The sequence below is a fragment of the Rhodococcus sp. BP-316 genome (assembly GCF_019836105.1).
In the GTDB taxonomy this organism is placed as follows: domain Bacteria; phylum Actinomycetota; class Actinomycetes; order Mycobacteriales; family Mycobacteriaceae; genus Rhodococcoides.
This window is the reverse complement of sequence record NZ_JABUEE010000002.1, coordinates 407539-432462: the sequence shown is the minus strand read 5'-3', so window position 1 is coordinate 432462 and position 24924 is coordinate 407539. Positions and strand designations below refer to the sequence as shown.

Below are 24924 nucleotides of genomic sequence, written 5' to 3'. Positions count from 1 at the left end.
GGACGCGTGCGGTGGTCAGGGTTGGGCGAGATAGCGGTGGACGAGCATGACGGCCATCGCACCCTCACCGACGGCCGACGCGACGCGCTTGGCGGAGTCCGCGCGCACGTCGCCCGCCGCGAAGATGCCGGGCACGCTGGTCTCGAGATGGTGCGGTGCGCGGTCGACCGACCAGCCCGGCGGGCGGGCCCCGTCGACCGTGAGGTCCTGACCCGAGACGACGAAGCCGTGGCGGTCGCGCACCACCACGCCGTCCAGCCACTCGGTCCGCGGCGCCGCCCCGATGAAGAGGAACAGGTAGCCCGTGTCGACGGTCTCCTCGTCGCCGGAGACCCTGTCGCGCAGGGTGATCTGTTCGAGGTGGCCATCGCCGTGCGCGGCGGTCACCTCGGTGCAGGGGCGGACGGAGATGACGGGGTTCTTCTCGATCTGCTGCACGAGGTAGTACGACATGGAGGCTTCCAGCGACTCGGCGCGCACCACGATGGTCACCGACCGCGCCCACTTCGACAGGTACATCGCTGCCTGACCGGCGGAGTTCGCGCCGCCCACGATGTACACGTCCTGATCGGTACAGCCGACCGCCTCGGTGACCGCGGAGCCGTAGAAGACGCCGCGACCGGCGAACTCGTCGACCCCCGGCGCCGGATGCCGTCGGTAGGAGACACCCGTGGCGAGGATGATCGAGTGCGCGGCGATCGCACTGCCGTCGGTCAGACGCACCACGCGCGCCGGCCCGTCGACCTCGACACCCGCGACCTCGCGGGTGGTGACGAGTTCGGCGCCGAACTTCTCGGCCTGCCGACGTGCACGCTCGGCCAGCTGTGCGCCGGACACCCCGTCCGGGAAACCGAGGTAGTTCTCGATGCGCGAGCTCTGGCCCGCCTGCCCACCCGTCGCGGTGCGCTCGACGAGGACCGTCCGGAGACCCTCGGACGCGCCGTAGACGGCCGCGCCCAGGCCGGCGGGCCCGCCGCCCACGACGACGAGGTCGTAGAAGTCCTCCGTCGGCGTGGTGCCCAGACCGAAGTACTCGGCCAACTCGGTGTCGGTGGGGTCGAGCAGACACGACCCGTCCGCGCACACCACCACCGGCAGCGTGCGATCGTCGTGACCCGCCGCCGCCAACAGACGCGCTCCCTCGGGCTCGTCCGCGAGGAACCACCGGTACGGCAGCCTGTTGCGGGCGAGGAACTCGCGCATCTCCGACGATCGAGACGCCCACCGACCCGCGATGATCTTGGTCTCCAGGATGGGCCGGATGTCGGCGGCGTGCCACGCGTCGAGCAGCGTGTCCACCACCGGGTACAGCTTCTCCTCCGGCGGATCCCACGGCTTGAGCAGGTAGTAGTCGAGGTCGACGACATTGATCGCCTCGATGGCGGCGTCGGTGTCCGCGTACGCCGTGAGGAGCACTCGGCGCGCGAACGGGAAGATGTCCATGGCCTGCTCGAGGAACTCGAGACCGCTCATCGACGGCATGCGGTAGTCCGCAAGCAATACCGCGACCTGGTCACCGCGCAACGCGATCTCTCGCAACGCCTCCAGGGCGGACTCGCCGGACTCCGCCCGGATGATGCGGTACTTCTCGCCGTACTTGCGCCGCAGATCGCGGGCGACGGCGCGGGACACCCCGGGATCGTCGTCCACGGTGAGGATGGCCGGCTTGCTCGCGCCGGCCGAACTTCGGGGAGCTGGGTCGCTCACGAACCCGCCTTTCCACTCGTCACGACGGCGACAGTATGTCAGCGTCGTCGGCGGGGCACCTGACTTCGCTTGGCGGCCGGCCCCGGAGCAGCTGCCTTCTTCTTCTTCCTCGGCGGTGTCCCGCGTTCGGACTCGGTACGCGAGCTGTGCGCGGCCCGTCCGCGCACCACCCCCAGGAACTCCTGCGGCAGGTCGAGTGTTCCCTCCTCGGGTGCGGCGACCGATGTGGGCCAGGCCAGGAAGATCCGGGTGGGGTCCGCGTCGGTGACGGGCCGGTAGAGCAGGTCCTTGCGACTGTGCAGTCGGGCCAACGAGTGCGGCACGAGCACCGGGCCGACACCTGCGGCCACCATCTCGAGCGTCGTCGGCAGCGTCGCCTCGGATCGGTCGGAGCCGTCCTGCAGCGACTCGCCCTCGAGATCACCGAGCGTGACGGCGTCGTAGGCCGCGGCCGGATGGTCCTTGGGCACCACCACGACGGCGACCTCGGAGTACAGCGGGACGCAGTGCAGCCCCTCCCGCTCGGCGGGCTCCCGCACGAAGCACATGTCGACCACACCCGTCCGCAGCGCGTCGAGCTGGTCCGACTCCTCGACGACGACCGTCTGCAGGTCGGTGCCGGGGTGGCGATCCGCCCAGATCCGGGTCCATTTCGTGACCGTCACTCCCGGAACGAAACCGACCCGCAGCGTCGGCCGCGCCGGCGCTGCCGCAGCCTCCTCGGCGCGGCGGCGATCGTCCTCCGCCACGATGTCGCGGGCCCGGTCGAGCAGAGCCCGTCCGGCCTCGGTGAGTTCGGTGGGCCCGTCGCCCGGAACGAACAGGGGTTCGCCGACCTCGTCCTGGAGTTCCTTGACCGCGGCACTCAGTCGGAGCCGGGAGATGTTCAGCGCCTTCGCCGCGCGCCCGAACGCGAGCGTCTCGGCGACCTTGATGTACCAGCGCAGGACGGTCGCATCGTTCACCGGGCCAGCGTAGTCCCCGCTGCGCTCGGCCGACTTCCCGCTGCGCTCGGCCGACTTCCCGCTGCGCTCGGCCGACTTCCCGCTGCGCTCGGCCGACTTCCCGCTGCGCTCGGCCGACTTCCCGCTGCGCTCGGCCGTGGTCGGCCGTGCGGGCGCTACGCTGGCGCGGTGAGCCAGGACCTGAACGCCCAGACGATGAAGCCTCTGACGGCTGCTGCCAAGCTCGGGATCTTCCTGCCGGCGGCGCCGGAGGAGTTCCGCTCCCAGCCCATCACGCGAGGCGACCTCGAGGCTCTGCGCCAGAACCCGCCGCAGTGGTTGAGCGATCTGTGGACGGCGGGGCCGTTCCCCCGCGACGTCGTGGCGCGCAAACTCGGCGTCACCAACACCGCACTGGCGCGCAACGACGTGTCCGACTCGATGACGCAGGCCGAGATCGACGCGCTGTCCGCCGAGGAACCGGACTGGCTGAAGGCCGAACGCGAGAACTACGCGGAGGTGCAGCGCGAGGCCGTCCGCGTGAAGGAGAAGGAAGAGGCGCGCCGGGCGCAGACCAACAGGCCCCCGAAGAACCGCTGACGGACGCGCGGCCCGGCGAGCCGGGTCAGCCGACGAAGCGCTGGGCGACCACGTCGACCTGCGGAGCCTGATGCGCCGAGCGGCGCCGCCCGACCTCGTCGATGCCGCCCATGAGCGCGGCGACCAGACCTGCGGGGTCGGTGTTCCACTGGCGCTCGATGGCCTCGATCTCACCCGGCAGGAACAGGCCGGTGAACCGCAGATCGGACACCCACTGCCCGATGTCGCCGCACGAGATGGTGGTCAGGACGTCCTGGTCCACGCCGATCTCGAACTCGTCGCAGAAGACCGCGCGGATCATCTCGGTGTGGCCGGTGTTGACCGCGTGTGAGCGGTGCGCCAGAAGGTCGTGCATGTGGTTCTCCCCGACACGAGGGGCGTCGACACGACGCCGAATCTGTGTGTAACGAAGCGGGATCGTGGAGCGATACACCATCTCGTCCGTGGGCCGAAGCGTACGCGCCGGACGAGGGTCCCGGGGCTCCTGTGACAACTTCGTGAGAAAACACAACTGGTGCTGGCCCCGTGCCGTGTGGCAGGTGCGGCGCATACTGACCGGCATGACCGCCGTCGCTGCTGTTCTGGCCGCTCTCGCCGCCGCGCTCCACGTGTACATCTTCGTTCTGGAGTCCTTGGTCTTCCGCACCAAGGGCCGTCACGTCTTCGGCGTGCGGGAGGACTCCCACGTCGACGTCGTCGAGCGGTGGGCCTTCAACCAGGGCTTCTACAACCTGTTCCTCGCGGTGGGTGCCGCGGTCGGCGCGGTGAACCTGGCGGCGGGGAATCACACCGTCGGCGCCGTCCTGGTCTTCGTGTCCGCGGGATCGATGGTCGGCGCCGGCAGTGTTCTGCTCGGCACCGACCGTCGGATGATGAAGGGCGCGCTCGTGCAGATCGTCCCGGCAGGACTGGCCGTCGTGGCCACCGCACTCGCGCTCTGAGCCGCGAGGGTCAGGCCGAGAGCAGTACCCGAACGCCGACGGCACCGTCGCCGACGACCGACGCGACCGCGCTGCGCACGTCCGTCAACTTCTCCGCCACGGTGCGCAGCGATGCGGACTCCTCGGCCCGCACCACCACGGTGATCACCGGGACACGGCGACCGTCGGACCGCTCGTGACGCAGACGCGCACGCGCGGACTTCACCCCGTCGACCTCGCGGGCGGTGTCGGCCGCCCTGTGAGCGACCGATCGCAGATCGACGGTCACGCGGCCGTCGGGATCGCCGGTGACCGGCAGCGACAGGGTGCGCCCCGCTGAGGACGGCAGCCTTCGTACCAGTGAGAACAACACGAGCAGCGCGATCAGCACTCCGGCGCCGAGGAGAGCCCACGGCCACCACTGCTGGTCCTGCGCGTCGGTCACCACCGACGCGTCGACCTCGGTGAGTTCGAACGGGAGTCGATCGCGCTGCCACAGTGCGGCGCCACCGCCGACGGCCACGAGCGCGAGTCCGATGATCAGGACACCGAGGCGGTCGAAGAACACCGTGGTCCGCTTCATTTCTCGCCTCCTGCGACAGTCGGGGTGGCCGTGGTCTCGGGTGCGGCCGCCACCGTGGGTTCCGGCTCGGTCACCTTCGCCAGGTCGGCCTTGTGCACCCACACGTCGTCCGCGATCCCGCTGGACCGGTACCGACGGGCGCGCCACTTGAGCGAGGCCAGGACGACCAGAACTCCGACGACCGCCACGGCGATGCCCGCGGGGAACATCCAGGACAGGGGTGTGAGTCCGTCGATCCAGTCGAGTGCGCTCGCCGTCCACTCTCGACCGCTGATGACGGAGAATCCGACCAGCGCGTCGCGGATCAGCACACCCGCCCCGGCGAGGAGCAGCAGCGACACCACGATCGCGATCGGGGTCGCGGCCGGAGCCGCGAGCGGCCGGGTGGTCGGCGCCGGAGTCGCGCCCGACGCCGGCGCGGCGGACGAGGACACGGAACCGAAGTCGCCGACGTGTACGTCGACGGAATCCGTGCGCAGGCCCGAGTCGGTCATGCCGCGCGCGATGTCGCGGCGGAGATCGTCGGCGACGGACGCCGCCGAGCGCGGCCACGCCACGGTCACGTCGACGGCAGCGCGTACGCGGTCGTCCTGCTTCGTCACCTTCACACGGGACGGTTTGCGGCCGAAGCTCCCGCCGGAGGTGACGACACCGTCGGTGCGACCGAGGGAGGCGTCGGCGATGGACTCGACCGCGCGATCGAGGACTGTGAGCGACCCACGCTGCGCGGGGTCGATCGTCCCGGGGTCGGGCCTGTCGGACAGGTCTTTCGAGACGGTGTCCGCTCCGTCCGCCGTGTCGCTCGGGGCGGTGTCAGCCACGGCCGCGACCTCGCAGGAGTGCCTCGGGGTCGAAGTTTCCGTCGCGGTACGCGCCGACGGCGAACCCGATCGCACCCAGGACGAGAGCGACGAGGAATCCGGTGAATCCGCCGGCTGCGGCAGCGACTGCCAGAAGGAGGCCGGCGAGAAGGCCGATGGTCGAGGAAGTCATGGTGCTCCGATCGTGGAGAGCGGTCAGTTCTCCCGGGAGGGAGAACGTGGGTCCGTGGGTCTGAGTGGCCGGTCGGCCGAGCTCGTGGGCAGGTCGACGTAGGTGCGCCGCGTGGGCAGCAGTCGACGGACCCGGGACAGGCGGCGAACGGCGAGCCGTCGTCGGGAGACGCCGACGACCACCTGCGTCGCGACGGTCCCGCGGGAGAACTTCGCGTCGATGTCGCGCAACGCACGGATGAGCGACTCGGCGTCGCCCCCGGCGTCGGGATGGTGCGCTCTCGCCGCCGCACGCCGAGCCTCGCGATAGGCGGGGTCGGCGTGCGGCGGACGAGGCTGGGTCACGGGCGGAGAGTACCCCCGGGAGCCGAGGTCGACCCCGGCTCGGAGGACTCGGTCGGTTCCGGTCCGGAGGACCCTGTGTCGGCGCCGCCGTCCGACGGCGACGCCACGTCCTCGACCACGACGTGCACCGGGGCATCGATCACCGCACGGACGGCGCGGCGAACCGCGTCGGCCGTCTCGCGTACGACGGCGTCCGGGGTCACGGCGATGTGGATCTCGGTACCGTCGTCCCGGATCGCGACTCCAGCGACGCGCCTACCGGGAAGGTAGGTGCCGATCTCGCCGAACATCCCGCCGTGCAACGAGGCGACTCCGTCCACCGCGACGACCGCGTCCGCGACGAGATCGGCGCGATCGCTGCCCGACGGTGCCGCGGGGCTCATCGAACGCGTGCGGGTGCTGCGTCGTCGCGCTCGTCTTCTTCCTCGAACAGGAAGACGTCGTGCACGGTGATGTTGACCTCGGTGACCTGCAGGCCGGTCATCCGCTCGACCGCGTCGATCACGTTGCGACGGATGCCCGCCGCGAGATCCGCGATGGACACGCCGTAGTCGGCCACGATGTCGATGTCGACGGCTGCCTGGCTCTCGCCGACCTCCACGGACACGCCCTGCGAGTGGTTGACCCGGGCGCCGGGGATGCGCTCGCGCAGTGCACCGATGGCGCGGGTCGCGCCGCCGCCCACGTCGTGCACGCCCTGGACCTCACGGGTGGCGATGCCGGCGATCTTGGACACGACGACGTCCGCGATGGTGGTGCGGCCGTCGGACGCGACCAGTGCACCGGTGGAGTCGGTCTTCTTGTCCAGCGCACCGTTCGAGCCGGTGGCGGTGGTGGACGTGGTGGATCCCTGTGCTGTCGTCATCTACGTCATCCTTTCGGGTTCGTTGTGTCGGGAGTAGGTCGAGGCGGACCGAGGAAAACGTATGCGGATGTGATGTATGCCACACCACTGTCGTTTCACACCCACTGGTTCGAATCTGCTCCGTGGACAGCGATGCGGCTCTCGTCGACGCTGCGGTCATCGGTGACCGCGGCGCGTTCGAGGAGATCGTCCGCACGCACGGTCCCGCGATGTTCCGGTACGCCCGCAACATGTTGCGTGACGACGGCGTCGCGGAGGAGGTGGTCCAGGACGCGTTCGTCGCGGCCTGGAAGAGCCTCGGCAACTACCGGTCCGACTCGGCGCTGCGCACATGGCTGTTCGGCATCACCGCACACAAGGCCATCGACGCCACGCGGCGCCGCATCCCCCGTCCGCACGAGGAGTGGCTGTTCGACGACGCCGTCAGCGACGTGTCGGACGATCCGGAGGTGCGGGCGACGGAATCGGGGTTCCTCGCCGAGCTGCGCGTGGCCCTCGGGGCACTGCCACAGATGCAGCGCTCGTGCTGGTTGCTCCGCGAGGTCGAGGGAATGACTCATGTCGAGATCGGGGAGATCCTGTCCATGTCGCCGTCCGCGGTGCGCGGTCAGGTCACCCGCGCACGAACCACTCTGAGCGAGAGGATGGCGTCATGGCGTTAGACACGGCGGACGAGCCGGACGATCCCGTGCTCAGCCGCGCCGCACAGGAACTGCGCGACGAGGAGGTGCCGTCCTGGGTCGAGGCCAGCACGGCGATCCTCGCCGCACTCCGCGCGACGGCTCGGCGGACACGCGCGCTGGACGCCTCGCACCCGGGTTTCGTCGACGGCGACTCGCTCCGGGTGGGCGACCACCTGGTGCTCCTGTCCATCGCCCGCGCCCTGTCGGAACTGCCCTGCGGGGTCAAGGGCATCGATCTCGACGTCGACGGACGCCGGTGTACCGGGGTGTCCCTGGACATCGCCGTGACGTACGGCCAGGACATGGCCGCGCTGGCGGTGACACTGACCGGGAGGACGGCCGACGCGGTGAACACCACGCTCGGCACCGCTCTCACGGCGGAGGACGTCGCGGTGCACGTCGTGGACGTCCTACTACCCTGACGGCGTCACCACCCAGCCTGCCTGAACACACCGGGAGAACTCCATGGCCACACCCCTGTCCGTCAGCGTCGACATCGATGCACCGCCGAGCGCGGTCTGGTCCGTGGTGTCCGACCTGAAGCGCATGGGTGAGTGGAGCCCCCAGTGCGCGGTGATGAAGGTGTTCGGCCCACTGCGCGTGGGCACCCGCACGCTCAACGTCAATCGGCGCGGACCCCTCGTGTGGCCCACGACGTCGCGGGTCGTGCGCCTCGAGCCCGAGCGACTGCTCGCGTTCCGCATCACCGAGAACCACACGGTGTGGTCCTACTTCCTGGAACCGACCGAGACGGGCACACGCGTGACCGAGCGTCGCGAGGCACCCGGCGGCACCACCAAGGTCTCCGACACCGCGGTGCGACTGGTGCTGGGCGGCACACGCAACTTCGAGGCCGAACTCGAGCGGGGCATGGCGTCCACCCTGGCGAAGATCAAGGACGCGGCCGAGGGTTCTGCTCGTACCGTGAAGTGATGACCCCTCGCGCCCGCACGACCCGCGCCCTCGCCGGCCTCGCCCTGTCCGCTGCTCTGGCGACGACGGCGTGCTCGACCACGACCGAGTCCGACGCCTCCCCCGCGGCCGGCACCCCCGAATCGCCGACATCGCAGGCAACGACACCGGGACCGACGTCCGCGGACGCCGCGAGCGCCGTCCCGAACGTCGTCGTCTCCTCACTGGCCACCGGGCTCGATCACCCGTGGGACGTGGTCCGGGCGCCGGACGGCACCGTGATCTTCGACGAGCGCCCCGGCCGCTTCACCGCGATCCGGCCCGGTGGTGAGCCGACACCGATCAGCGCCGATCTCGGCGATCTGTTCGTCGGATCGGAGACCGGTCTGATGGGCCTCGCACTGTCACCGACCTTCGAGACCGATCGGACCCTGTACTCCTGCCAGGGCATTCGAGGCGACGACCCCACCATCGGCGTGGTCGCATGGACCGTGGCCGACGACTACGCGAGCCTCACGCGTGAGCGCACCGTCGTCTCCGGGTTCCCGGTCACCTCCGGTCGCCACGGCGGATGCCGGGTGCTGGCGAACGCCGACGGCACCCTGTTCATCGGCACCGGCGACTCGGCTCAGGGCACCGTTCCGCAGGACCCGACGTCGCTCGGCGGCAAGGTCCTCCGGGTCGACGCCGCCACGGGCGCACCGGCCGCAGGCAATCCCGACCCCGCGAGCCCGGTCTTCACACTCGGCCACCGCAACGTCCAGGGACTGGCCGCCCGGCCCGGCACCGATCAGATCTTCTCCGTCGAACAGGGCACGTCGCGGGACGACGAGGTGAACCTCCTCGCGGCGGGCGGCAACTACGGGTACCGCCCGGACCGCGGCGGCGGCTACGACGAGTCCGTCGCGATGACCGATCCGGACCGTGTACCCGGCGCCCGGAACGCGGTGTGGAGCTCGGGCCCGAGCACCATCGCCACCGCGTCGGCCACGTTCCTCGACGGTGACGCCTGGGGCGCGTGGAACGGCATGCTCGCCGTCGGCGTGCAGAAGGGCCAGGAGGTCCTGCTCCTCGATCTCTCCGACGACGGCACCACGGTGGACGCGCAGTCGACGATTCCCGCTCTCAGCGAGTACGGCCGCATCCGCACGGTGTCGGCACAACCGGACGGGACGCTGCTCGTGACGACCGACAACGGCGACACCGACCAGATCCTGCTGGTCACACCGCAGTAGTTCCGCCGTCACACAGTCGAGGCCGGATCGTGATGTGCCGACGGTCGGCTTAACGTTTGCTGAGTATCGGGGCCGGGTACAGAAGGTCAGTAGTCATGCCCGGTCCACGGGCAGCAAAGCTGATCTGAAAGAGGTTCCATCATGTTGGGTCTGGGCATCATCGGTTGGATCATCATCGGCGGACTCGCCGGATGGATCGGCAGCAAGATCATGAAGACGGATGCGCAGCAGGGCATCATCCTCAACATCGTCGTCGGCATCATCGGCGGCCTGCTGGGTGGATTCCTGCTCCGCGCGTTCGGCGTCGACGTCCAGGGCGGCGGCATCATCTTCAGCTTCGTCACGTGCCTCATCGGCGCGTGCATCCTGCTGTTCATCGTCAAGGCAGTCACGGGACGCGGTTCGCGCGTCTGACGCAGACCCCACCTCTCGGGGCCCCTCACGTAATCTGTGAGGGGCCCCGAGTCGTGTCCGCACTCCCCTCGGGCCGTGAGAGTCCGCCCGAATCGACGTAAGAGGAGCCCGTGGCCCGCAGACCTGTCCCCCCTGGTACGCCTGAACCGACCGGAGCAGGACACATCGTGGACCTGGTGCGGCGCAGTATTCCGCCGCTGCATCCCGCCGGTGCCCCGTTCGTCGCGGTGCCGTTGGCGCTCGCCGGACTCGGCCGCCGCCACCGGATCGTCCGCACCGCCTCGCTGCTCACCGCGGGAGCCATGGCGGGCTTCTTCCGCCACCCTCCGCGCGTCCCGCCGAATCGGGCCGGGGTTGTCGTGGCCCCCGCCGACGGTGAGGTCGCACTCGTCGACCACGCGGTGCCGCCCGCCGAGTTGAACCTCGGCACCGCTCCGCTGCCGCGGGTCAGCATCTTCCTGTCCGTGCTCGACGTCCACGTCCAGCGCGTCCCGGTGTCCGGCACGGTCGAGGCTGTGGTGCACAAGGCCGGACAGTTCCTGTCGGCCGACCTCGCCGACGCCAGCGAGGTCAACGAGCGCACCAGCATGCATCTGCGCACACCGTCGGGTCACGACCTGGCGGTCGTACAGATCGCCGGACTGCTCGCGCGACGCATCGTCAACACCACGTCCGTGGGCGACTCGCTCACCATCGGCGACACCTACGGACTGATCCGCTTCGGTTCGCGCGTCGACACCTACTTCCCGGAGGGGTCGCGGACGGCGGTGATCGTCGGGCAGCGCGCCATCGGAGCCGAGACGGTTCTGGCCGAGCTTCCGTGAGCGCGGCACGCGAGCAGGCCGACGAGTCCACCGGCCGCCAGGGCGCGGTCCGCCTGTTGCCCAGCGCCGTCACGGTGCTGGCGATGTGCGCAGGACTGTCCGCCGTGAAGTTCGCGCTCGACGGTCGACTCGGGTTGTCGCTGGCCATGATCGGCGCAGCCGCCGTCTTCGACGCCCTCGACGGTCGCATCGCACGCATGCTCGACGCGACCAGCCGGATGGGAGCCGAGCTCGACTCGCTCGCCGACGCCATCTCCTTCGGCGTCGCGCCGGCCCTGGTGCTGTACGTGACGCTGCTCGAGGGCAGCAGCGGCGGGTGGGTCATCGCCCTCATCTACGCGGTGAGCATCGTGCTGCGCCTCGCCCGGTTCAACACACTTCTCGACGACGAATCCCGGCCCGCGTTCGCCGGCGAGTACTTCGTGGGTGTCCCCGCTCCGGCGGGGGCCCTGGTCACACTCCTCCCGCTCGCTGCGGAGGAGCAGTGGGGCAACGGCTGGTGGTCCTCGTACTACGTCGTCGCCACCTGGGTGGTGCTGTCGGCCCTGCTCATCGTCAGCCGTATCCCGACGATGGCGTTCAAGACCGTCTCGGTTCCGCCGAGAATGGCGACGTTGCTGCTGATCCTCGTCGGCCTGGCGGGCGCGGCACTGATCACATTCCCGTTCGTGCTGCTCATGGTCCTGATCGTGTTGTATCTGCTCCACATCCCGTTCGCGGTGCGGTCGCAGCGATGGGTGGCCGCGCGGCCCGAGACGTGGGAGGCCAAGCCCGCCGAGCGACGGGCCGTACGACGAGCGATGCGCAAGGACCGCCCGGCACGCACCGGTATCGCCCGGCGGCGGCGTCCCGCCCGCGCCACGGCGAGTTCGGCTCGGCTCCGACTCCGGTCACCGAGCGCCCGAGCAGCCGACGTCCCGCCCCGCGACGAGATCTAGCGGGACACTCCCGCACGAGCGAGGACCGCGTCGATCAACCGGGAGCAGGCCTCGATGGAGGCCTGCTCCCGGCGCGCGACCTCCGCGCGGATCGCGGGGACGTCCACACTCGCCTCCACCTCCGCCCGCACTCCCCGTGCGTCCCACCCCTCGATCCACGACTCGAACACGTCGACCGTGATCTCCGGGTGGAACTGCAGACCGATGTGCGGTCCCGAGACGAAGGCCTGCAGTGCGGCCGCCGTGGTCGCGAGCGGCTCGGCGCCCGGCGGGAGCGTGAACGTGTCGTCGTGGAACTGCATCCAGGGACCCTGCGCGATCAGCTCGTCGGACTCCGTCCGCACGGTCACGAATCCGTGCTCCGACTCGGCCGCACGCGTGACGGTCCCGCCGAGCACCCGCGCGAGCAGCTGACCACCGAAGCACACACCGAGGACCGGAACGCGCTGCGCGACAGCATCACCGAGCCAGGTGATCTCCTCCGCCAGCCACGGGAGCGCATCGTCGTAGGCGGCGTCGGGTGAGCCCATCAGCACGATCAGGTCGAACGACGAGGCCGTGGGCCGGTCCGCATCGCGGCTGTCACCCTCGAACGAGAAGGTCGTCGTCTCGAACCCACGATCGCGGAGAGCCGGGCCGATCGAGCCGACGTTCCGGACGCCGAGGGCGTGGTCACGTTCGTGGAAGACGAGGGCGGCACGGGTCATGCGCGCAGCATAAGCGGGCCAGGCTGCACACGCTGGAGCGAGAGCCCGGGCCGGTGGGCTCGATAGGCTCGGGGAGTGAGCACCCCCGATCTCGCCCTGACCGTTCGCCTCACCACCTCCGCCGCCGATGCCCGCCGCGGGGTGGTCCGTGTGCACGCGGAGGTGCTCACCGCGCTCGGACTGCACGAGTGGGACGCCGTCGAGTTGATCGGCGCGAGGCGTACCGCCACCGTGGTGGCACAGGCACCGGCCGGAACGCCCACGGGGACCGTGCTGCTCGACGACGTGACGATGTCGAACGCGGGACTGACGGAGAACGCGTCGGTCGTCGTCGCTCCCGTCTCGGTGCAGGCGGCACGCACCGTCCTGGTGCACGGATCCGCGACGACCACCGCGCTCGACGACGCGACGCTGCGCCGAGCACTGCTGGGAAAGGTGGTCGTCGCGGGCGACGCCGTATCGCTCCTGCCCCGCGACCTGGGGCCGGGCACCTCCACCACGTCGGTCTCGCAGACGCTCTCGCGCACGGTCGGTGTCGCGTGGACCACCGAACTGCTCACCGTCACGTCGACCGACCCGGCCGGCATCGTCAGCATCCAGCCCACGACGGCCGTGACGCGCGGCGCCGCTGCCCGCGGACATTCGAACGCCCGCGCGACACCCCAACCCGTCGAGGCTCCGCCCCAGCCCGTGATTCCGGTGGACGACCTGGTCGGTGTGCGCGACCAGGCGGCGAAACTGACGGAGTGGCTCGAACTCTCGCTCGATCGCCCCGAGCTGCTCCGCACTCTCGGCGCGTCGGCCCAGCTCGGCGTCCTGGTCACCGGGCCGGGCGGCGTGGGCAAGTCCACCTTCGTTCGCGCCGTCGCCGCCGGTCGCAGGCTGGTGGAGATCGACGGTCCGTCGGTCGGGTCGCTCGCCCCCGAGGACCGGTTGGCCGCGGTGGTCGCCGCGGCCGATCGACTGACCGACAGTCCCACCGGTGCAGTGCTTCTCGTCGGTAACGTGGATGCGCTGCTCCCCCTGTCCGCCGACGGACGGGGCTCTGCGGCGGATCCGGTGTCGACTCTCGTCCTCGATCGCCTGCGACAGGTGGTGCAGACACCGGGAACCGTCCTGATCTGCACGACGTCACGGCCGGACGCCGCTGATCCGCGTCTGCGCGGACCTGATCTGTGCGATCGCGAGCTCGCACTCCCGCTTCCGGAATCGGTCGAGCGCGCCGCGTTGCTCGAGGCGCTGCTACGTGATGTTCCGACCCGGAAGATCACCCCTGCCGAGATCGCCCTGCGCACACCCGGATTCGTCGTCGCGGACCTCGCTGCCCTGTGCCGGGAGGCAGCCGTCCGGGCCGCGGTGCGTGCCCACCGGGACTCGGCCGATCCCGTTCTCACACAGGACGATCTGGTCGGGGCCTTGTCGGTGATCCGGCCACTCTCCCGGTCGGGCACCGAGGAACTCGCGGTCGGCAGCCTGACCCTCGACGACGTCGGCGACATGGTGGAGACGAAGCGGGCGCTGACCGAAGCGGTGTTGTGGCCGCTGCGCCATCCCGACTCCTTCGCGCGGCTCGGTGTCGAGCCGCCGCGGGGCGTGTTGCTCTACGGCCCGCCGGGGTGCGGCAAGACGTTCGTCGTCCGGGCACTCGCCAGCTCGGGGCAACTCAGCGTGCACGCCGTCAAAGGCGCGGAGTTGATGGACAAGTGGGTCGGCTCGTCGGAGAAGGCCGTCCGCGAACTGTTCCGGCGAGCACGGGACTCGGCACCGTCGCTCATCTTTCTCGACGAGGTCGACGCCCTGGCACCGCGCCGCGGGCAGAGCAGTGATTCCGGCGTCGGAGATCGCGTGGTGGCCGCGTTGCTCACGGAGATGGACGGCGTCGAGCCGCTGCAGGACGTCGTGATCCTGGGCGCGACCAACAGGCCCGAGCTCATCGACCCGGCACTGCTGAGGCCCGGACGACTGGAGAAGTTGGTGTTCGTACCGCCGCCCGACGCCGAGGCGCGTCGCGCGATCCTCGCGACGGCCGGAGCCTCGGTGCCGCTGGCGGACGACGTCGATCTCGACTCTCTGGCCGAGGATCTCGACGGGTACTCCGCCGCGGACTGTGCGGCACTGCTGCGCGAGGCGGCTCTCGCCGCGATGCGCCGCGACGTCGACACCGCCGTCGTGACAGCGGACGACGTCGCGACTGCGCGCGACGCCGTCCGGCCGTCACTCGATCCGGTGCAGGTGGCCGCTCTCGAGGCCTACAGCACGAGGGACTAGGTCACGCCCAGTCGGCGAGCACCTCGTTCGCGCGCTCGGCGAGCACCATCTGGAAGATGGGGCCGAAGCTGACACGGCCGACACCCAGCTGCGCGAGGGCGGACTTCGAGTTCTTCACCGGGTGGCCGATGGCGTTGACCGGCAACGGGAGCTCCGCGGTGAGTCGCTTCTGATCGTCGTCGCTGTGGAAGCCGACCGGGTAGAGCACGTCGGCACCGGCAGCGGCCGCCAGCTTCAGGCGGGCGATGGCGCGGTCGACGCGGTCGTTCTCGTCACCGATCTGCTTGACGAAGAGGTCGGTACGGGCGTTGATCACCACGTGGACGTCGGTGGCATCCGAGGCTGCGCGCAGTGCACCGACGAAGTCGGCGTGCTCCTGCGCCTCACGCAGACGGCCGCCCTCGCTGTGCACGGTGTCCTCGATGTTCAGGCCCACCGCACCCGCGTCGATCAGCCCCTCGATGAGACGCTTCGGATCCTCGCCGTAGCCCGACTCGATGTCGACGGAGATCGGCACGTCGACGGCGGCAGTGATCTGACGGATGCGAGTGAGCAACTCGTCGAAGGTGATGCCCTCGTTGTCCGGCTTGCCGATCGAGTCGGACACCGGGTGCGAGCCGACGGTCAGGGCAGTGAAACCCGCGCTCACCGCGAGGTTCGCCGACCAGGCGTCCCAGACGGTCGGAAGGATCACCGGGTTTCCGGGGACGTGCAGTTCGAGGAGGGTCGTGGCCTTCGTTGCGAGTGTCATGCTCGGGGCAACCGAGGGGGGCCGCTGTCGATTCCCGAAACCGGATGAAGACCGATAGGTTCGCTGCGTGAGCGCATCCGGTGGACGTCTCGACGCCGTGTCGACGCCGATCGCCCTCGTCGTCGGTGCGGGCACCGCCGTGCATGCCGTGACGTCGCCCGATCTCGTCACCGACACCGGCAACGGCCCCGCAGCGGTGGTGGCAGCCGTGGCCGTGGCCGCGCTGCTCACGGGACGATCGAGCAGAGCCGCACCCGCGGTCCTCGCTGCCGTCGGCGGCGCAGCGCTGGTTCTGGGCACTCTCGGATCCTCGGCCGCCCTGTCCCTGCTGGGGGCGCTCGGCAGTGGCGTCGTCCTCGGCGTGCTCGCCGTCCTCGCCTCGGTCCGACGCCTGTGGGTCGCCGCGTTCGGAGTCGCGTCGACCGTCTCTCTGGTCCTGAGCATCACCGTCGTCGCGATACCGCGGCGCTACGCCTCCTACGTCGACACCGACACGACGACGTCCCGCACCATCGCACTCGTCGCCGCGATGGTGGTGACAGTGCTCGCGATCGGTCTGCAGTCGAGGACGCTGCGCTCGTCCCGGAGTTCCTCGACTCGCACCGCCCTGACGGCGGTGATCGTCGCCCTCGTCGGACTCGTCCCGGTGCTGGTCACGAACCTGACGGCCGCCGCCGGAGCAGCCGGGCTGGGCGCGGTGACCACGACGGCCGCGTGGTCGGTGTCGACGATCGTCGTCACGCTGGTGCTCGTCGGTGTCGCTCTGGCACTGCCGAGCGGCGGCGTCCTCGTCGTCGCGGGCACCGTGCTGTGGTTGTCGACGCGGCCGGCCTCCGTCGTCGTCCTCACGACGGCGGGCACCACGGCCCTCCCCCTTCTCCTCGTCGTCGGGGTCGCACTCGCCTGCGCCGTGGGCGCCGCGGCAGGCGCCCATGCACGACCCGCGGTGGGCACACCGCTGGCCATCCTGTGCTGCGCGGCCGTGGTGGCGGCGATCCACCTCGGAACGTCCTTCACCGGGGTGGCCGTCATCGCGGCGGCGCTCGCGACCGGCGCCGTCGTCGGGGCCGGCGCCGCGTCCGTCGACGTGCCGTCACCCGCCGCTGTCGTCGGCGCCGGCCTGCTCGTCCCCCTCGCTCTGACGACCATGCCCTCGTCCCCGATCTCGGCGGACTTCGGCTGGACGGCGTACACGCCCCTCACCCTGCAGTCGGGGTCCGTCACCCTCACCGAGCCCACGGCAGGGACACTGGTGACGGTGACCTGCCTCGCTCTGTGCGCCGTCGGCGCCGAACTGATCCGACGGCGCCGCGGGTGAGACACCACATCGCCCTCGCCGCCTCCCTCCTCGCAGCCGCGCTCGTCGGAGCTCTCGGCGCTCTCGCGTGGTCCGGCCCCCGCAGCGACACGTGGCCGTTCGCGGCCACCGTCGACGATCTGATCGGGTGGTCGTCCACCCAGTCCACCGCCACCGTGGTCGGGCAGGTGCTGGTGGTGGTCACCGTCGCGCTGGCCGTCGGACTGCGGATGCCGACACGCATCGCCCCCTGGGTGTGCGCGGCCCTGCTGGTCGTGGTGCTCGCCTTCACCAAGGTGGCGATTCCCGAAGCGGCGAGCCTGGCCGTCTTCACCGCACTGCACATTCTCAAGTCGTGCGTGGCCGGTGTGCTGGTCGGCCTCGTCCTGCACGCCACCCGGCGATCCGCCGCCGGATGGGTGGCCCTCGCGACCGGCGTGCTCGGCGGAACGCTGCTCGCCTCCGTCGGAACGACCGCCGCGTCCGCCGCCTTCGTGGCGACGCGTCTCGACAGCACCAGTGTGTTCGGCGAACCGGCCTGGTGGTTGATCGGCTCCGCCTTCGCGGCGTGCATCGTCGCCGCCGTTCTGCATCGACCGGCCGCTGATCCCGACGAGGACCCGACCGCCCGCGAACTGGTGCGGCTCACCGTCTACGCGGTGATCGTCGCCGTCGTCTGCCGCGTGGGTGTCGAGATCGTCGGCACCGGCGAGTACGCACTGTGGAAGGCGATCGTCGTGCTGATCGTGGCACTCGTCGTCGTGGACCGCGTCGCCGCACGGTGGGAGTCGGCCGATGCACGAACGGTGCTGGTCGCGATCCTCGTCACTGTCGCTGCCGTCGCGATGTGGAACGTGGGCGCCCGCACCCTGCTCGACTCCCGGCTGCTCACCGTGGCGGGCGTGGGCGGACTGGTCCTCGGCGCCGTCCTGGCCTGGCGGCTCCCGGTCGGACGCATCACGTCCTGGCTCGCGGCCCTGGCACTCACCGTGCTGCCGATGGGCGCTGCCCTCGTGAGCGTCGACGAGGTGTCGGCGGCAGCACTCGGGGTCGTGGCCGCGCTCGTTCCGATCGCCCTGACCGCCGTCACCGCGGATCCGCACGCGACGGTGCGGCCGTTGGCGGCGGCGCTGCCCGGGCTCGCGATCCTCGTCGCTGCGGCGGCGCCGGTACCGGCGCAGACACTCGACCCCGAGTGGCTGAATCAGCTGTCGATCGGGTCCGACCAGCCCACCGGCGACGCGTACACGGGGAGCCTGTCGGTGATCGGCGACCTCGACACTGTCATGGCCGAGTACACGTCCACCGACCACACCTCCGCTTACCTCCTGCTCGGGGTCGCCGCGCTCTGCACGCTCCGCATCGTGTGGCTGTCCCGGCGCACAGATGCCCCCGAGCCGGACGCCGAGCCCCCTGCACCCCATGCGTGAGCACGGGTTCCTCAGATCACCAGGCCCTGCGCCTGGAGGTGCCGGAAGACGCGCATCGATCCCGGCGCGACATCCGGCATGGCGGCGTACTCGGCGACGGTGAACCACCGCAGATCAGCGATCTCGCTGGTGGCCCGAGGTTCGCCGGTGAGGTCGGCGGAGAAGCACGTCATGTGCAGATCACGGCCGAGGGGGTCGCCGAACGCCGGGCACTCGACCACGCACAGCAGGTGCACCGACGACTCGACGACGTCGACGCCCAGTTCCTCCCGCACCTCGCGGTGCAGCGCCTGGAGTGGTGTCTCACCGGGATCGATCTTGCCGCCGACCATGTAGAACGCACGCTTGCCGACCGACCGGGCCTGCAGCATCCGGCCGTCACGGACGAGGGCGAGGGCGGCGGTGCGCAGTGGTTCGGTCATCGCCCGGTGACCATACCCGTACCGGGGGTGGGTATCGCTGACCGCGAGGGCGTGGACCCGCACCGGTAGTATGGAGTGGACGACGTCTCGTGCGTCCGACACCCCGCCGCCCCGACGTCCACGACGGAGTGCCTCTTGCTTTCCATTCTCGTTGCCCACACGGTGGCCGCGCTGATCGCGCCGCTTCTCGTGCGTCTGTGGGGACGACAGGCTTTTCTTCCGCTCGCCGCGGTGCCGGCCGCCTCGCTCGTGTGGGTGGCCGCGAACTGGAACACCGAGCAGCGACTGTCCATCGAGTGGGTCCCCGGACTCTCCATGAACATCGATCTGCGCTTCGATTCCCTGGCCGCGGTCATGTCCACGCTGGTGCTCGGCATCGGCGCACTGATCCTGCTCTACTGCGCTCGCTACTTCGAGGACGACGAGCCCCGTCTGGGCATCTTCGCCGCGGAGCTCGTCGCATTCGCCGGTGTCATGTTCGCGCTGGTCACCAGCGACAACATGCTGATGCTCTACATCTTCTGGGAACTGACGACGGTGCTGTCGTTCCTGTTGGTCGGGCACTACGCCGAGCGCGCCTCGAGTCGACGCGCCGCGACGCAGGCTCTGCTGGTCACCACGGCCGGCGGTCTCGCCATGCTGGTCGGCATCATCGTGCTGGGCCAGACGGTGGGCAGCTACAACCTCTCCGACGTCATCGAGGCGGCTCCGCGCGGCTGGTTGGCGGGCACCGCCCTGGTCCTGGTCCTGGTCGGCGCGCTGAGCAAGTCGGCCATCGTTCCCCTGCACTTCTGGTTGCCCGGCGCCATGGCCGCGCCGACACCCGTCAGCGGGTACCTGCACGCCGCGGCGATGGTCAAGGCCGGCATCTACCTGGTGGCGCGTCTCGCACCGGGCTTCGCCGACGCCGGGCCCTGGCGCTTCACCATCCTCACGCTCGGTCTGGCGTCGATGCTCGTCGGCGGCTACCGCGCACTGCGTGCGTACGACCTCAAGCTCGTGCTCGCCTTCGGCACGGTGAGCCAGCTCGGCTTCCTCGTCGCCATCGTCGGCATCGGTTCGCGCACGGCGATGCTCGCAGGCCTCGCGATGGTCCTCGCCCACGGCTTCTTCAAGGCCGCGCTGTTCATGGTGGTGGGCATCATCGACCACTCGACCGGCACCCGCGACGTGCGCAAGCTCGCGCATCTCGGGGACCGGTCACCCGTTCTCGCCGCGACGGCCGTGATCGCGGCGGCGAGCATGGCGGGCCTTCCGCCGTTCCTCGGTTTCATCGGCAAGGAGACCGCGTTCGAGTCGACGCTCGACTCGGACGCGATGGGTCCGCTCTCGTCTGCGCTGGTGCTGGCCGCGATGGTCGTCGGCTCGATCCTGACCGTCGCCTACAGCCTGCGCTTCGTGTGGGGCGCCTTCGGTCGTAAGAAGCTGCGGCAGCCCAGCGCCGCCGTCGCCTCGATGCACGCACCGGGATGGTTCTTCCTCTTCCCGCCCGTGCTGCTCGCCGTCCTCGGACTGGTGGCAGGCCTCGCCGCGCCGGTCGTCGACACCCTGATCGCGCCGTACAGCAAGACCCTGCCGTCCTACGGCGCGGAGGACTACCACCTCGCGCTGTGGCACGGCGTCAACCTCCCGCTGGGTCTGACCGTCGTCGTCATCCTCGTCGGCGTCCTGCTCTACCGGGTGCACAAGGCGATCGCGCGAACGGTCCCGGCCGTGCCGCTGAACGCCGACCGGGTGTACGACCGCGTCCTCTACCTGATGGACCTGCTGTCGCTGCGCCTCACCGGAACCACCCAGCGCGGTTCGCTTCCCGGCACGCAGGCGACCATCCTCGCCACCCTCGCTCTGTTCCCGCTCGTGTCGCTGATCGTCTACACCCGTACCGGCGTCGAGAGTCGTCTCGCCGACTCCCCGATCCAGCTCGTCGTGGGCGCCATCATGGTCGCGGCCGCGATCGGCGCCGTGGTGATGAGGAACCGTCTGGCAGCGGTGCTGCTCGTCGGTGTCACCGGCTACGGCTGCGGTGTGCTGTTCGCGGTGCACGGTGCGCCTGACCTCGCGCTGACCCAGTTCCTCGTCGAGACGCTCACGCTGGTCGTGTTCGTTCTCGTGTTGCGCAAGCTGCCGGCGGAGATCGACGAGGGGCGCGCGTTCGGCCGCAAGCCGGCACGCGCTGCCCTGGCCGTGCTCGTCGGCATCACGGTCACGCTGGTGGGAGCGTTCGCGATGAACGCACGTAGCACCCGCCCCATCGCGGAGTTGCTCCCGGACGCCGCGTACAACTTCGGTGACGGCAGCAACGTGGTCAACGTGATCCTGGTCGACATCCGCGCCTGGGACACCCTCGGCGAGATCTCGGTGCTGCTCGTCGCGGCCACCGGCGTCGCCAGCCTGGTGTTCCGCAATCGTCGCTTCGGCAGTGCGCCGCGCGTGTCCGACGCCCCGTCGGCGATGGACGGCCAGCAGGTCGCGTCCGAGATCACGTGGCTCAGCGGCAGCGATCTCATCGACCCCAAGCACCGCGTCCTGGTCCTCGAGATCACCACTCGCCTGGTGTTCCCGACGGTCATGATGCTGTCCATCTACTTCTTCTTCGCCGGCCACAACGCGCCCGGCGGCGGCTTCGCGGGTGGACTCACCGCCGGCCTCGCCCTCGTGCTGCGCTACCTCGCCGGTGGCCGCTACGAGCTCGGCGAGACGGTGCCGTTCGACGCCGGGAAGATTCTCGGCATCGGCCTCCTGTTCGCCGGCGGTACGGCCCTCGCCTCGTTGTTCCTCGGAGCACCGGTGCTGTCGTCCGCCACCTTCGAGGTGACGCTCCCGATCCTCGGCGACATCAAGATGGTGACCGCCCTGTTCTTCGACCTGGGTGTCTATCTCATCGTCGTCGGACTGGTTCTCGACGTCCTTCGAAGCCTCGGAGCGCGCCTCGACGCGCAGATCGAAATGAGCCGCCAGTGACCGCGAACATCGGAATGCTCGTGGTCGTCGCCGCGCTGATCGCGGCCGGGGTCTACCTGCTGATCGAACGCAGCATCATCCGGATGCTGCTCGGCGTGCTGCTCATGGGCAACGGGCTGAACCTGCTGATCCTCACCTCCGGCGGTGGGTCGGGCAATCCACCCGTGGTCGGACGCGTGTCCGAGGTCGCCGACGGTGACGCGGATCCGTTGGCGCAGGCCCTGATCCTCACGGCCATCGTCATCACGATGGGCATCGCGGCCTTCGTGCTGGCCCTGGCGTACCGGTCGTACACGATCAACATCGCGGACGTCGTCGAGAACGACCCCGAGGACACCAAGGTGCTCACGCGTCGCAGCCTCGCGGACGCTCCGGACCGCGACAAGTCCGACGATCCGATCACCGGCGAGCCCGGCGAGGCCGGAGACGCCTTCGACAAGGACGGAAACCCGATTCCTCTCGACCAGATCGCCAACCGCGAGGACCTCGAGTGCTACGAGGATCTCCACGAGGGCAAGTTCCGTGACCGGGACGACGTCTCCACGCCGGCGGGTGACTCCCGATGACGCTGTCGCCGACCATCATCGGAACCCTCACCCCGCTCCCGGTCCTCATCCCGCTGCTCGCGGCCGCCCTGTGCCTCGTGCTCGGTCGGAAGCCACGCGCGCAGCGGGCGGTCACCATCGTCGCGCTCGTCGCCGTGACCGCCGTCTCGTGCGTCCTGCTCTACCTGGCGGACCGGGACGGCACCACCGCGCTGCAGGTCGGCGGGTGGGAGGCGCCGATGGGCATCACCCTGGTGGTCGACCGCCTGTCCGCTCTGATGCTGGTGGTCTCGTCGATCGTGCTGCTGGCCGTCATCGTCTACGCCGTCGGGCAGGGCATCCGCGACGGTGACGCCAATCAGCCGGTGTCGATCTTTCTACCGACGTACCTGGCGCTCACGGCGGGTGTGTGCAACGCGTTCCTCGCCGGTGACCTGTTCAACCTGTACGTGGGGTTCGAGGTCCTGCTCGTCGCGTCGTTCGTGTTGCTGACGCTCGGTGCCAGCGCCGAACGGGTGCGTGCCGGCGTCTCGTACGTCATGGTCTCCGTCGTCTCGTCGATGATCTTCCTGGCGGGCATCGCCGCCACGTACGCGGCCACGGGCACTCTGAACTTCGCCCAGCTCGCGCTGCGTTTCGACGACATCCCGCAGGGCACGCGGCTCGCGATCTTCTCGATCCTGCTCGTCGCGTTCGGCATCAAGGCCGCGGTCTTCCCGCTGTCGGCCTGGCTCCCCGACTCCTACCCGACGGCACCGGCGCCGGTCACCGCCGTGTTCGCGGGCCTGCTCACCAAAGTGGGTGTGTACGCGATCATCCGGACCCACACGCTGCTCTTCCCGGACGGCGCCATGGACAACGTGCTGCTGGTCGCCGGTCTGCTCACGATGGTCATCGGCATCTTCGGTGCCATCGCCCAGAGCGAGATCAAGCGTCTGCTCTCGTTCACGCTGGTCTCGCACATCGGCTACATGATCTTCGGTGTCGCGCTGTCGACGAAGGCCGGTCTCTCCGGGTCCGTGTACTACGTGGCCCACCACATCCTGGTGCAGACCACGCTGTTCCTCGTGGTCGGTCTCATCGAGCGCCAGGCCGGGTCGTCGTCGCTGCGCCGGCTCGGTGGTCTCGCCGCGGCCAGCCCGCTCCTGGCCATCCTGTTCCTCGTTCCCGCGCTCAACCTCGGCGGCATCCCCCCGTTCTCCGGCTTCATCGGCAAGGTGGCGCTGCTGCAGGCCGGTGCGGACAAGGCGAGCGTGCTGGCCTGGGTCCTCGTCGCGGGCGGCACGATCACCAGCCTGCTCACGCTCTACGTCGTCGCCCGTGTGTGGACCAAGGCGTTCTGGCGCGCCCGCGCCGACGCCCCGGACGGCGAGATGTCGGACGACTCCCCCACCGCGCTGCTCGACAACGCCAACGACGTCGACTTCGACAGCCGCGTCGATCCGGGCCGGATGCCGGTCGGGATGCTCGTCCCCACGGTGGGACTGGTGCTCGTCGGACTGTCGCTCACCGTGTTCGCCGGACCGTTCATCGGGATCAGCGACCGCGCCGCCGACGACCTGCGTGACCGCAACGTCTACATCTCGGCCGTGCTGGGCACCGTCGACGATCCCGTCACCTACGCGGACGGACGCGACGCACCGGCGGAGGGAGGACGATGACCCTCATGAGTCGCGACGTCGCCCTCAAGGCCGCGTTGCTCGCATGGCTCACCGGCGTGTGGGTGCTGTTGTGGGGCAACGTCTCCGCGGCCAACATCCTGGGCGGTCTCGCGGTCGGCACGTTCGTGATGACCGTGCTCGCGCTCCCGCGCGTTCCGGTCGAGGGCCGGGTGCACCCCCTGTCGGTGGTGCGACTGATCGGCGTGCTCGTCTGGTACGCGGCGGTGTCCAGCGTCCAGGTCGCCTGGGCCGCGATCCGTCCCGGACCGTCACCCGTCAACGCGGTGCTGCGCTACCCGGTGCAGATCAAGTCCGACCTGGTGCTGACGTTCATGGTGGACGCGCTGAACATGGTGCCCGGCACCATGGTGCTCGACATCGACCGCGAGGATCGGGTGCTGTACATCCACGTCCTGGACGTCGCGAAACCCGATGCGGTGGACCAGTTCCGCACCATCGTGCGTGCCTACGAGACGGCCTTCATCTCCGCGTTCGAGCGCGACCCGGAATGGCACCCGGCCACCGAGATCGAATCGATGGCGGACACCGACGTGGACAGCGTGGCCGACACCGTCGACGACATCAGCACCGACTACTCCGACAAGTCCGGCGACGAGAGTTCGTCCGCCCGCAGGTCGGACCGGAAGGAGGACCGGTCGTGACCGTCGTCCTGATCGTCTCCGGCGTGATGCTGCTGTCCGCCGCCGTCATCACCGCGTATCGCCTTCTCGCCGGCCCCAACTCGCTCGACCGCCTCGTCGCCGTCGACACGCTCATCGCGCTCACGGTCTGCGGGGTGATGGTGTGGGCGGTGTACTCCCGCGACACCACGCTGGTGCCGTCCATCGTCGCGCTGTCGGTGGTGGGCTTCGTCGGGTCGGTGAGCGTGGCGCGGTTCCGCGTCGCCGACACACCCGAGA

Annotated in this window: 28 protein-coding genes and 1 pseudogene; 17 read left to right on the top strand and 12 right to left on the bottom strand. The window is 70.0% G+C overall.

Going from position 1 to position 24924, the window contains the following annotated elements; all coding sequences use genetic code 11:
- Window positions 1–15 precede the first annotated feature (15 nt).
- On the bottom strand, window positions 16–1707 hold the full coding sequence (locus HQ312_RS05390; protein WP_222638027.1) for an FAD-dependent oxidoreductase: 1692 nt from the start codon (window positions 1705–1707) through the stop codon (window positions 16–18).
- 38 nt (window positions 1708–1745) lie between these two features.
- Complete coding sequence (locus tag HQ312_RS05385; RefSeq protein ID WP_222638026.1) at window positions 1746–2672, bottom strand: LysR family transcriptional regulator; 927 nt, start codon at window positions 2670–2672, stop codon at window positions 1746–1748.
- A 168-nt stretch (window positions 2673–2840) separates the two neighbouring features.
- Here HQ312_RS05385 and HQ312_RS05380 point away from each other — a divergent pair, with 168 nt between their 5' ends.
- Entirely contained in the window at window positions 2841–3251 is a 411-nt protein-coding gene (locus HQ312_RS05380) for a DUF5997 family protein (protein WP_056441446.1), read from the top strand.
- Between the two features lie 25 nt (window positions 3252–3276).
- Here HQ312_RS05380 and HQ312_RS05375 read toward each other — a convergent pair whose 3' ends face one another.
- Window positions 3277–3606: a hypothetical protein gene (locus HQ312_RS05375; RefSeq protein WP_155957051.1), complete on the bottom strand. Its 330-nt coding sequence runs from the start codon at window positions 3604–3606 to the stop codon at window positions 3277–3279.
- Window positions 3607–3811: 205 nt separating this feature from the next.
- Between HQ312_RS05375 and HQ312_RS05370 the strand changes: the two genes are divergently transcribed.
- The gene (locus tag HQ312_RS05370) at window positions 3812–4192 is read left to right on the top strand and encodes a DUF1304 domain-containing protein (RefSeq protein ID WP_027506264.1); all 381 of its coding nucleotides are present in this window, start codon (window positions 3812–3814) and stop codon (window positions 4190–4192) included.
- A 10-nt stretch (window positions 4193–4202) separates the two neighbouring features.
- Here the strand turns inward: HQ312_RS05370 and HQ312_RS05365 are convergent, their stop codons facing one another.
- The 6 genes from HQ312_RS05365 to HQ312_RS05340 are packed head-to-tail and all read right to left on the bottom strand — an operon-like array spanning window position 4203 to window position 6956.
- Window positions 4203–4754 (bottom strand): hypothetical protein, encoded by a 552-nt coding sequence (locus HQ312_RS05365; RefSeq protein WP_222638025.1) that lies wholly within the window; start codon window positions 4752–4754, stop codon window positions 4203–4205.
- Window positions 4751–5575 carry an Asp23/Gls24 family envelope stress response protein gene (locus HQ312_RS05360; RefSeq protein ID WP_222632056.1) on the bottom strand — a complete coding sequence of 275 codons (825 nt, stop codon included), beginning with the start codon at window positions 5573–5575 and terminating at the stop codon, window positions 4751–4753. Before HQ312_RS05360 ends, HQ312_RS05365 begins: the two co-directional genes overlap by 4 nt.
- Entirely contained in the window at window positions 5568–5747 is a 180-nt protein-coding gene (locus tag HQ312_RS05355; RefSeq protein WP_027506261.1) for a DUF2273 domain-containing protein, read from the bottom strand. The genes HQ312_RS05360 and HQ312_RS05355 overlap by 8 nt, the downstream gene beginning before the upstream one ends.
- Window positions 5748–5770: 23 nt before the next feature.
- Window positions 5771–6091 carry a hypothetical protein gene (locus HQ312_RS05350; protein WP_222638024.1) on the bottom strand — a complete coding sequence of 107 codons (321 nt, stop codon included), beginning with the start codon at window positions 6089–6091 and terminating at the stop codon, window positions 5771–5773.
- The gene (locus tag HQ312_RS05345) at window positions 6088–6474 is read right to left on the bottom strand and encodes a hypothetical protein (RefSeq protein WP_261782042.1); all 387 of its coding nucleotides are present in this window, start codon (window positions 6472–6474) and stop codon (window positions 6088–6090) included. Before HQ312_RS05345 ends, HQ312_RS05350 begins: the two co-directional genes overlap by 4 nt.
- Window positions 6471–6956: an Asp23/Gls24 family envelope stress response protein gene (locus HQ312_RS05340; RefSeq protein WP_056441439.1), complete on the bottom strand. Its 486-nt coding sequence runs from the start codon at window positions 6954–6956 to the stop codon at window positions 6471–6473. The genes HQ312_RS05345 and HQ312_RS05340 overlap by 4 nt, the downstream gene beginning before the upstream one ends.
- 122 nt (window positions 6957–7078) lie before the next feature.
- Between HQ312_RS05340 and HQ312_RS05335 the strand changes: the two genes are divergently transcribed.
- The 7 genes from HQ312_RS05335 to HQ312_RS05305 all read left to right on the top strand — a co-directional run bounded on the left by HQ312_RS05335 (window position 7079) and on the right by HQ312_RS05305 (window position 11962).
- Window positions 7079–7618: an RNA polymerase sigma factor gene (locus HQ312_RS05335; RefSeq protein ID WP_231476391.1), complete on the top strand. Its 540-nt coding sequence runs from the start codon at window positions 7079–7081 to the stop codon at window positions 7616–7618.
- Entirely contained in the window at window positions 7609–8061 is a 453-nt protein-coding gene (locus tag HQ312_RS05330; RefSeq protein ID WP_222638023.1) for a hypothetical protein, read from the top strand. Before HQ312_RS05335 ends, HQ312_RS05330 begins: the two co-directional genes overlap by 10 nt.
- A gap of 43 nt (window positions 8062–8104) precedes the next feature.
- Window positions 8105–8572 (top strand): SRPBCC family protein, encoded by a 468-nt coding sequence (locus HQ312_RS05325; protein WP_222638022.1) that lies wholly within the window; start codon window positions 8105–8107, stop codon window positions 8570–8572.
- Window positions 8572–9786 (top strand): sorbosone dehydrogenase family protein, encoded by a 1215-nt coding sequence (locus HQ312_RS05320; RefSeq protein WP_222638021.1) that lies wholly within the window; start codon window positions 8572–8574, stop codon window positions 9784–9786. Before HQ312_RS05325 ends, HQ312_RS05320 begins: the two co-directional genes overlap by 1 nt.
- A 141-nt stretch (window positions 9787–9927) precedes the next feature.
- Window positions 9928–10200, top strand: coding sequence for a GlsB/YeaQ/YmgE family stress response membrane protein (locus HQ312_RS05315; protein ID WP_027506256.1), 273 nt, complete (start codon window positions 9928–9930; stop codon window positions 10198–10200).
- Window positions 10201–10310: 110 nt separating this feature from the next.
- Window positions 10311–11024 (top strand): phosphatidylserine decarboxylase, encoded by a 714-nt coding sequence (locus tag HQ312_RS05310; RefSeq protein ID WP_222632066.1) that lies wholly within the window; start codon window positions 10311–10313, stop codon window positions 11022–11024.
- Between the two features lie 83 nt (window positions 11025–11107).
- Window positions 11108–11962: a phosphatidylcholine/phosphatidylserine synthase gene (locus HQ312_RS05305; protein ID WP_261782095.1), complete on the top strand. Its 855-nt coding sequence runs from the start codon at window positions 11108–11110 to the stop codon at window positions 11960–11962.
- Here the strand turns inward: HQ312_RS05305 and HQ312_RS05300 are convergent.
- Complete coding sequence (locus HQ312_RS05300; RefSeq protein ID WP_222638019.1) at window positions 11959–12669, bottom strand: type 1 glutamine amidotransferase; 711 nt, start codon at window positions 12667–12669, stop codon at window positions 11959–11961. The two genes, HQ312_RS05305 and HQ312_RS05300, sit on opposite strands and share 4 nt — an antisense overlap.
- A 75-nt stretch (window positions 12670–12744) precedes the next feature.
- On the opposite strand from HQ312_RS05300, the gene HQ312_RS05295 reads away from it, so the two are divergent.
- Window positions 12745–14937 (top strand): AAA family ATPase, encoded by a 2193-nt coding sequence (locus HQ312_RS05295; protein ID WP_222638018.1) that lies wholly within the window; start codon window positions 12745–12747, stop codon window positions 14935–14937.
- 1 nt (window position 14938) lies between these two features.
- Here the strand turns inward: HQ312_RS05295 and HQ312_RS05290 are convergent, their stop codons facing one another.
- Window positions 14939–15688 (bottom strand): isocitrate lyase/phosphoenolpyruvate mutase family protein, encoded by a 750-nt coding sequence (locus HQ312_RS05290; protein WP_027506251.1) that lies wholly within the window; start codon window positions 15686–15688, stop codon window positions 14939–14941.
- Between the two features lie 67 nt (window positions 15689–15755).
- Here HQ312_RS05290 and HQ312_RS05285 point away from each other — a divergent pair, with 67 nt between their 5' ends.
- Window positions 15756–17006 (top strand): hypothetical protein, encoded by a 1251-nt coding sequence (locus tag HQ312_RS05285; protein WP_222638017.1) that lies wholly within the window; start codon window positions 15756–15758, stop codon window positions 17004–17006.
- Window positions 17003–18415: a hypothetical protein gene (locus HQ312_RS05280; protein ID WP_222638016.1), complete on the top strand. Its 1413-nt coding sequence runs from the start codon at window positions 17003–17005 to the stop codon at window positions 18413–18415. Before HQ312_RS05285 ends, HQ312_RS05280 begins: the two co-directional genes overlap by 4 nt.
- Before the next feature lie 11 nt (window positions 18416–18426).
- On the opposite strand, the gene HQ312_RS05275 is transcribed toward HQ312_RS05280, so the two are convergent.
- A complete protein-coding gene (locus tag HQ312_RS05275; RefSeq protein WP_027506248.1) occupies window positions 18427–18837 on the bottom strand; it encodes an NUDIX domain-containing protein in 411 nt (136 codons plus the stop codon).
- 135 nt (window positions 18838–18972) lie between these two features.
- On the opposite strand from HQ312_RS05275, the gene HQ312_RS05270 reads away from it, so the two are divergent.
- The 5 genes and pseudogenes from HQ312_RS05270 to HQ312_RS05250 form a co-directional block, all read left to right on the top strand.
- Window positions 18973–21798, top strand: a complete 2826-nt coding sequence (locus HQ312_RS05270; protein ID WP_222638015.1) for a Na+/H+ antiporter subunit A — start codon at window positions 18973–18975, stop codon at window positions 21796–21798.
- Window positions 21795–22364, top strand: a complete 570-nt coding sequence (locus HQ312_RS05265; protein ID WP_027506246.1) for a Na(+)/H(+) antiporter subunit C — start codon at window positions 21795–21797, stop codon at window positions 22362–22364. The genes HQ312_RS05270 and HQ312_RS05265 overlap by 4 nt, the downstream gene beginning before the upstream one ends.
- The gene (locus HQ312_RS05260) at window positions 22361–24004 is read left to right on the top strand and encodes a Na+/H+ antiporter subunit D (protein WP_037186104.1); all 1644 of its coding nucleotides are present in this window, start codon (window positions 22361–22363) and stop codon (window positions 24002–24004) included. Before HQ312_RS05265 ends, HQ312_RS05260 begins: the two co-directional genes overlap by 4 nt.
- On the top strand, window positions 24001–24666 hold the full coding sequence (locus HQ312_RS05255; RefSeq protein WP_235578870.1) for a Na+/H+ antiporter subunit E: 666 nt from the start codon (window positions 24001–24003) through the stop codon (window positions 24664–24666). Before HQ312_RS05260 ends, HQ312_RS05255 begins: the two co-directional genes overlap by 4 nt.
- Window positions 24663–24914: pseudogene (locus tag HQ312_RS05250) on the top strand (monovalent cation/H+ antiporter complex subunit F); the annotation flags it as partial. The gene HQ312_RS05255 and the pseudogene HQ312_RS05250, both read left to right, overlap by 4 nt.
- Window positions 24915–24924 lie beyond the last annotated feature (10 nt).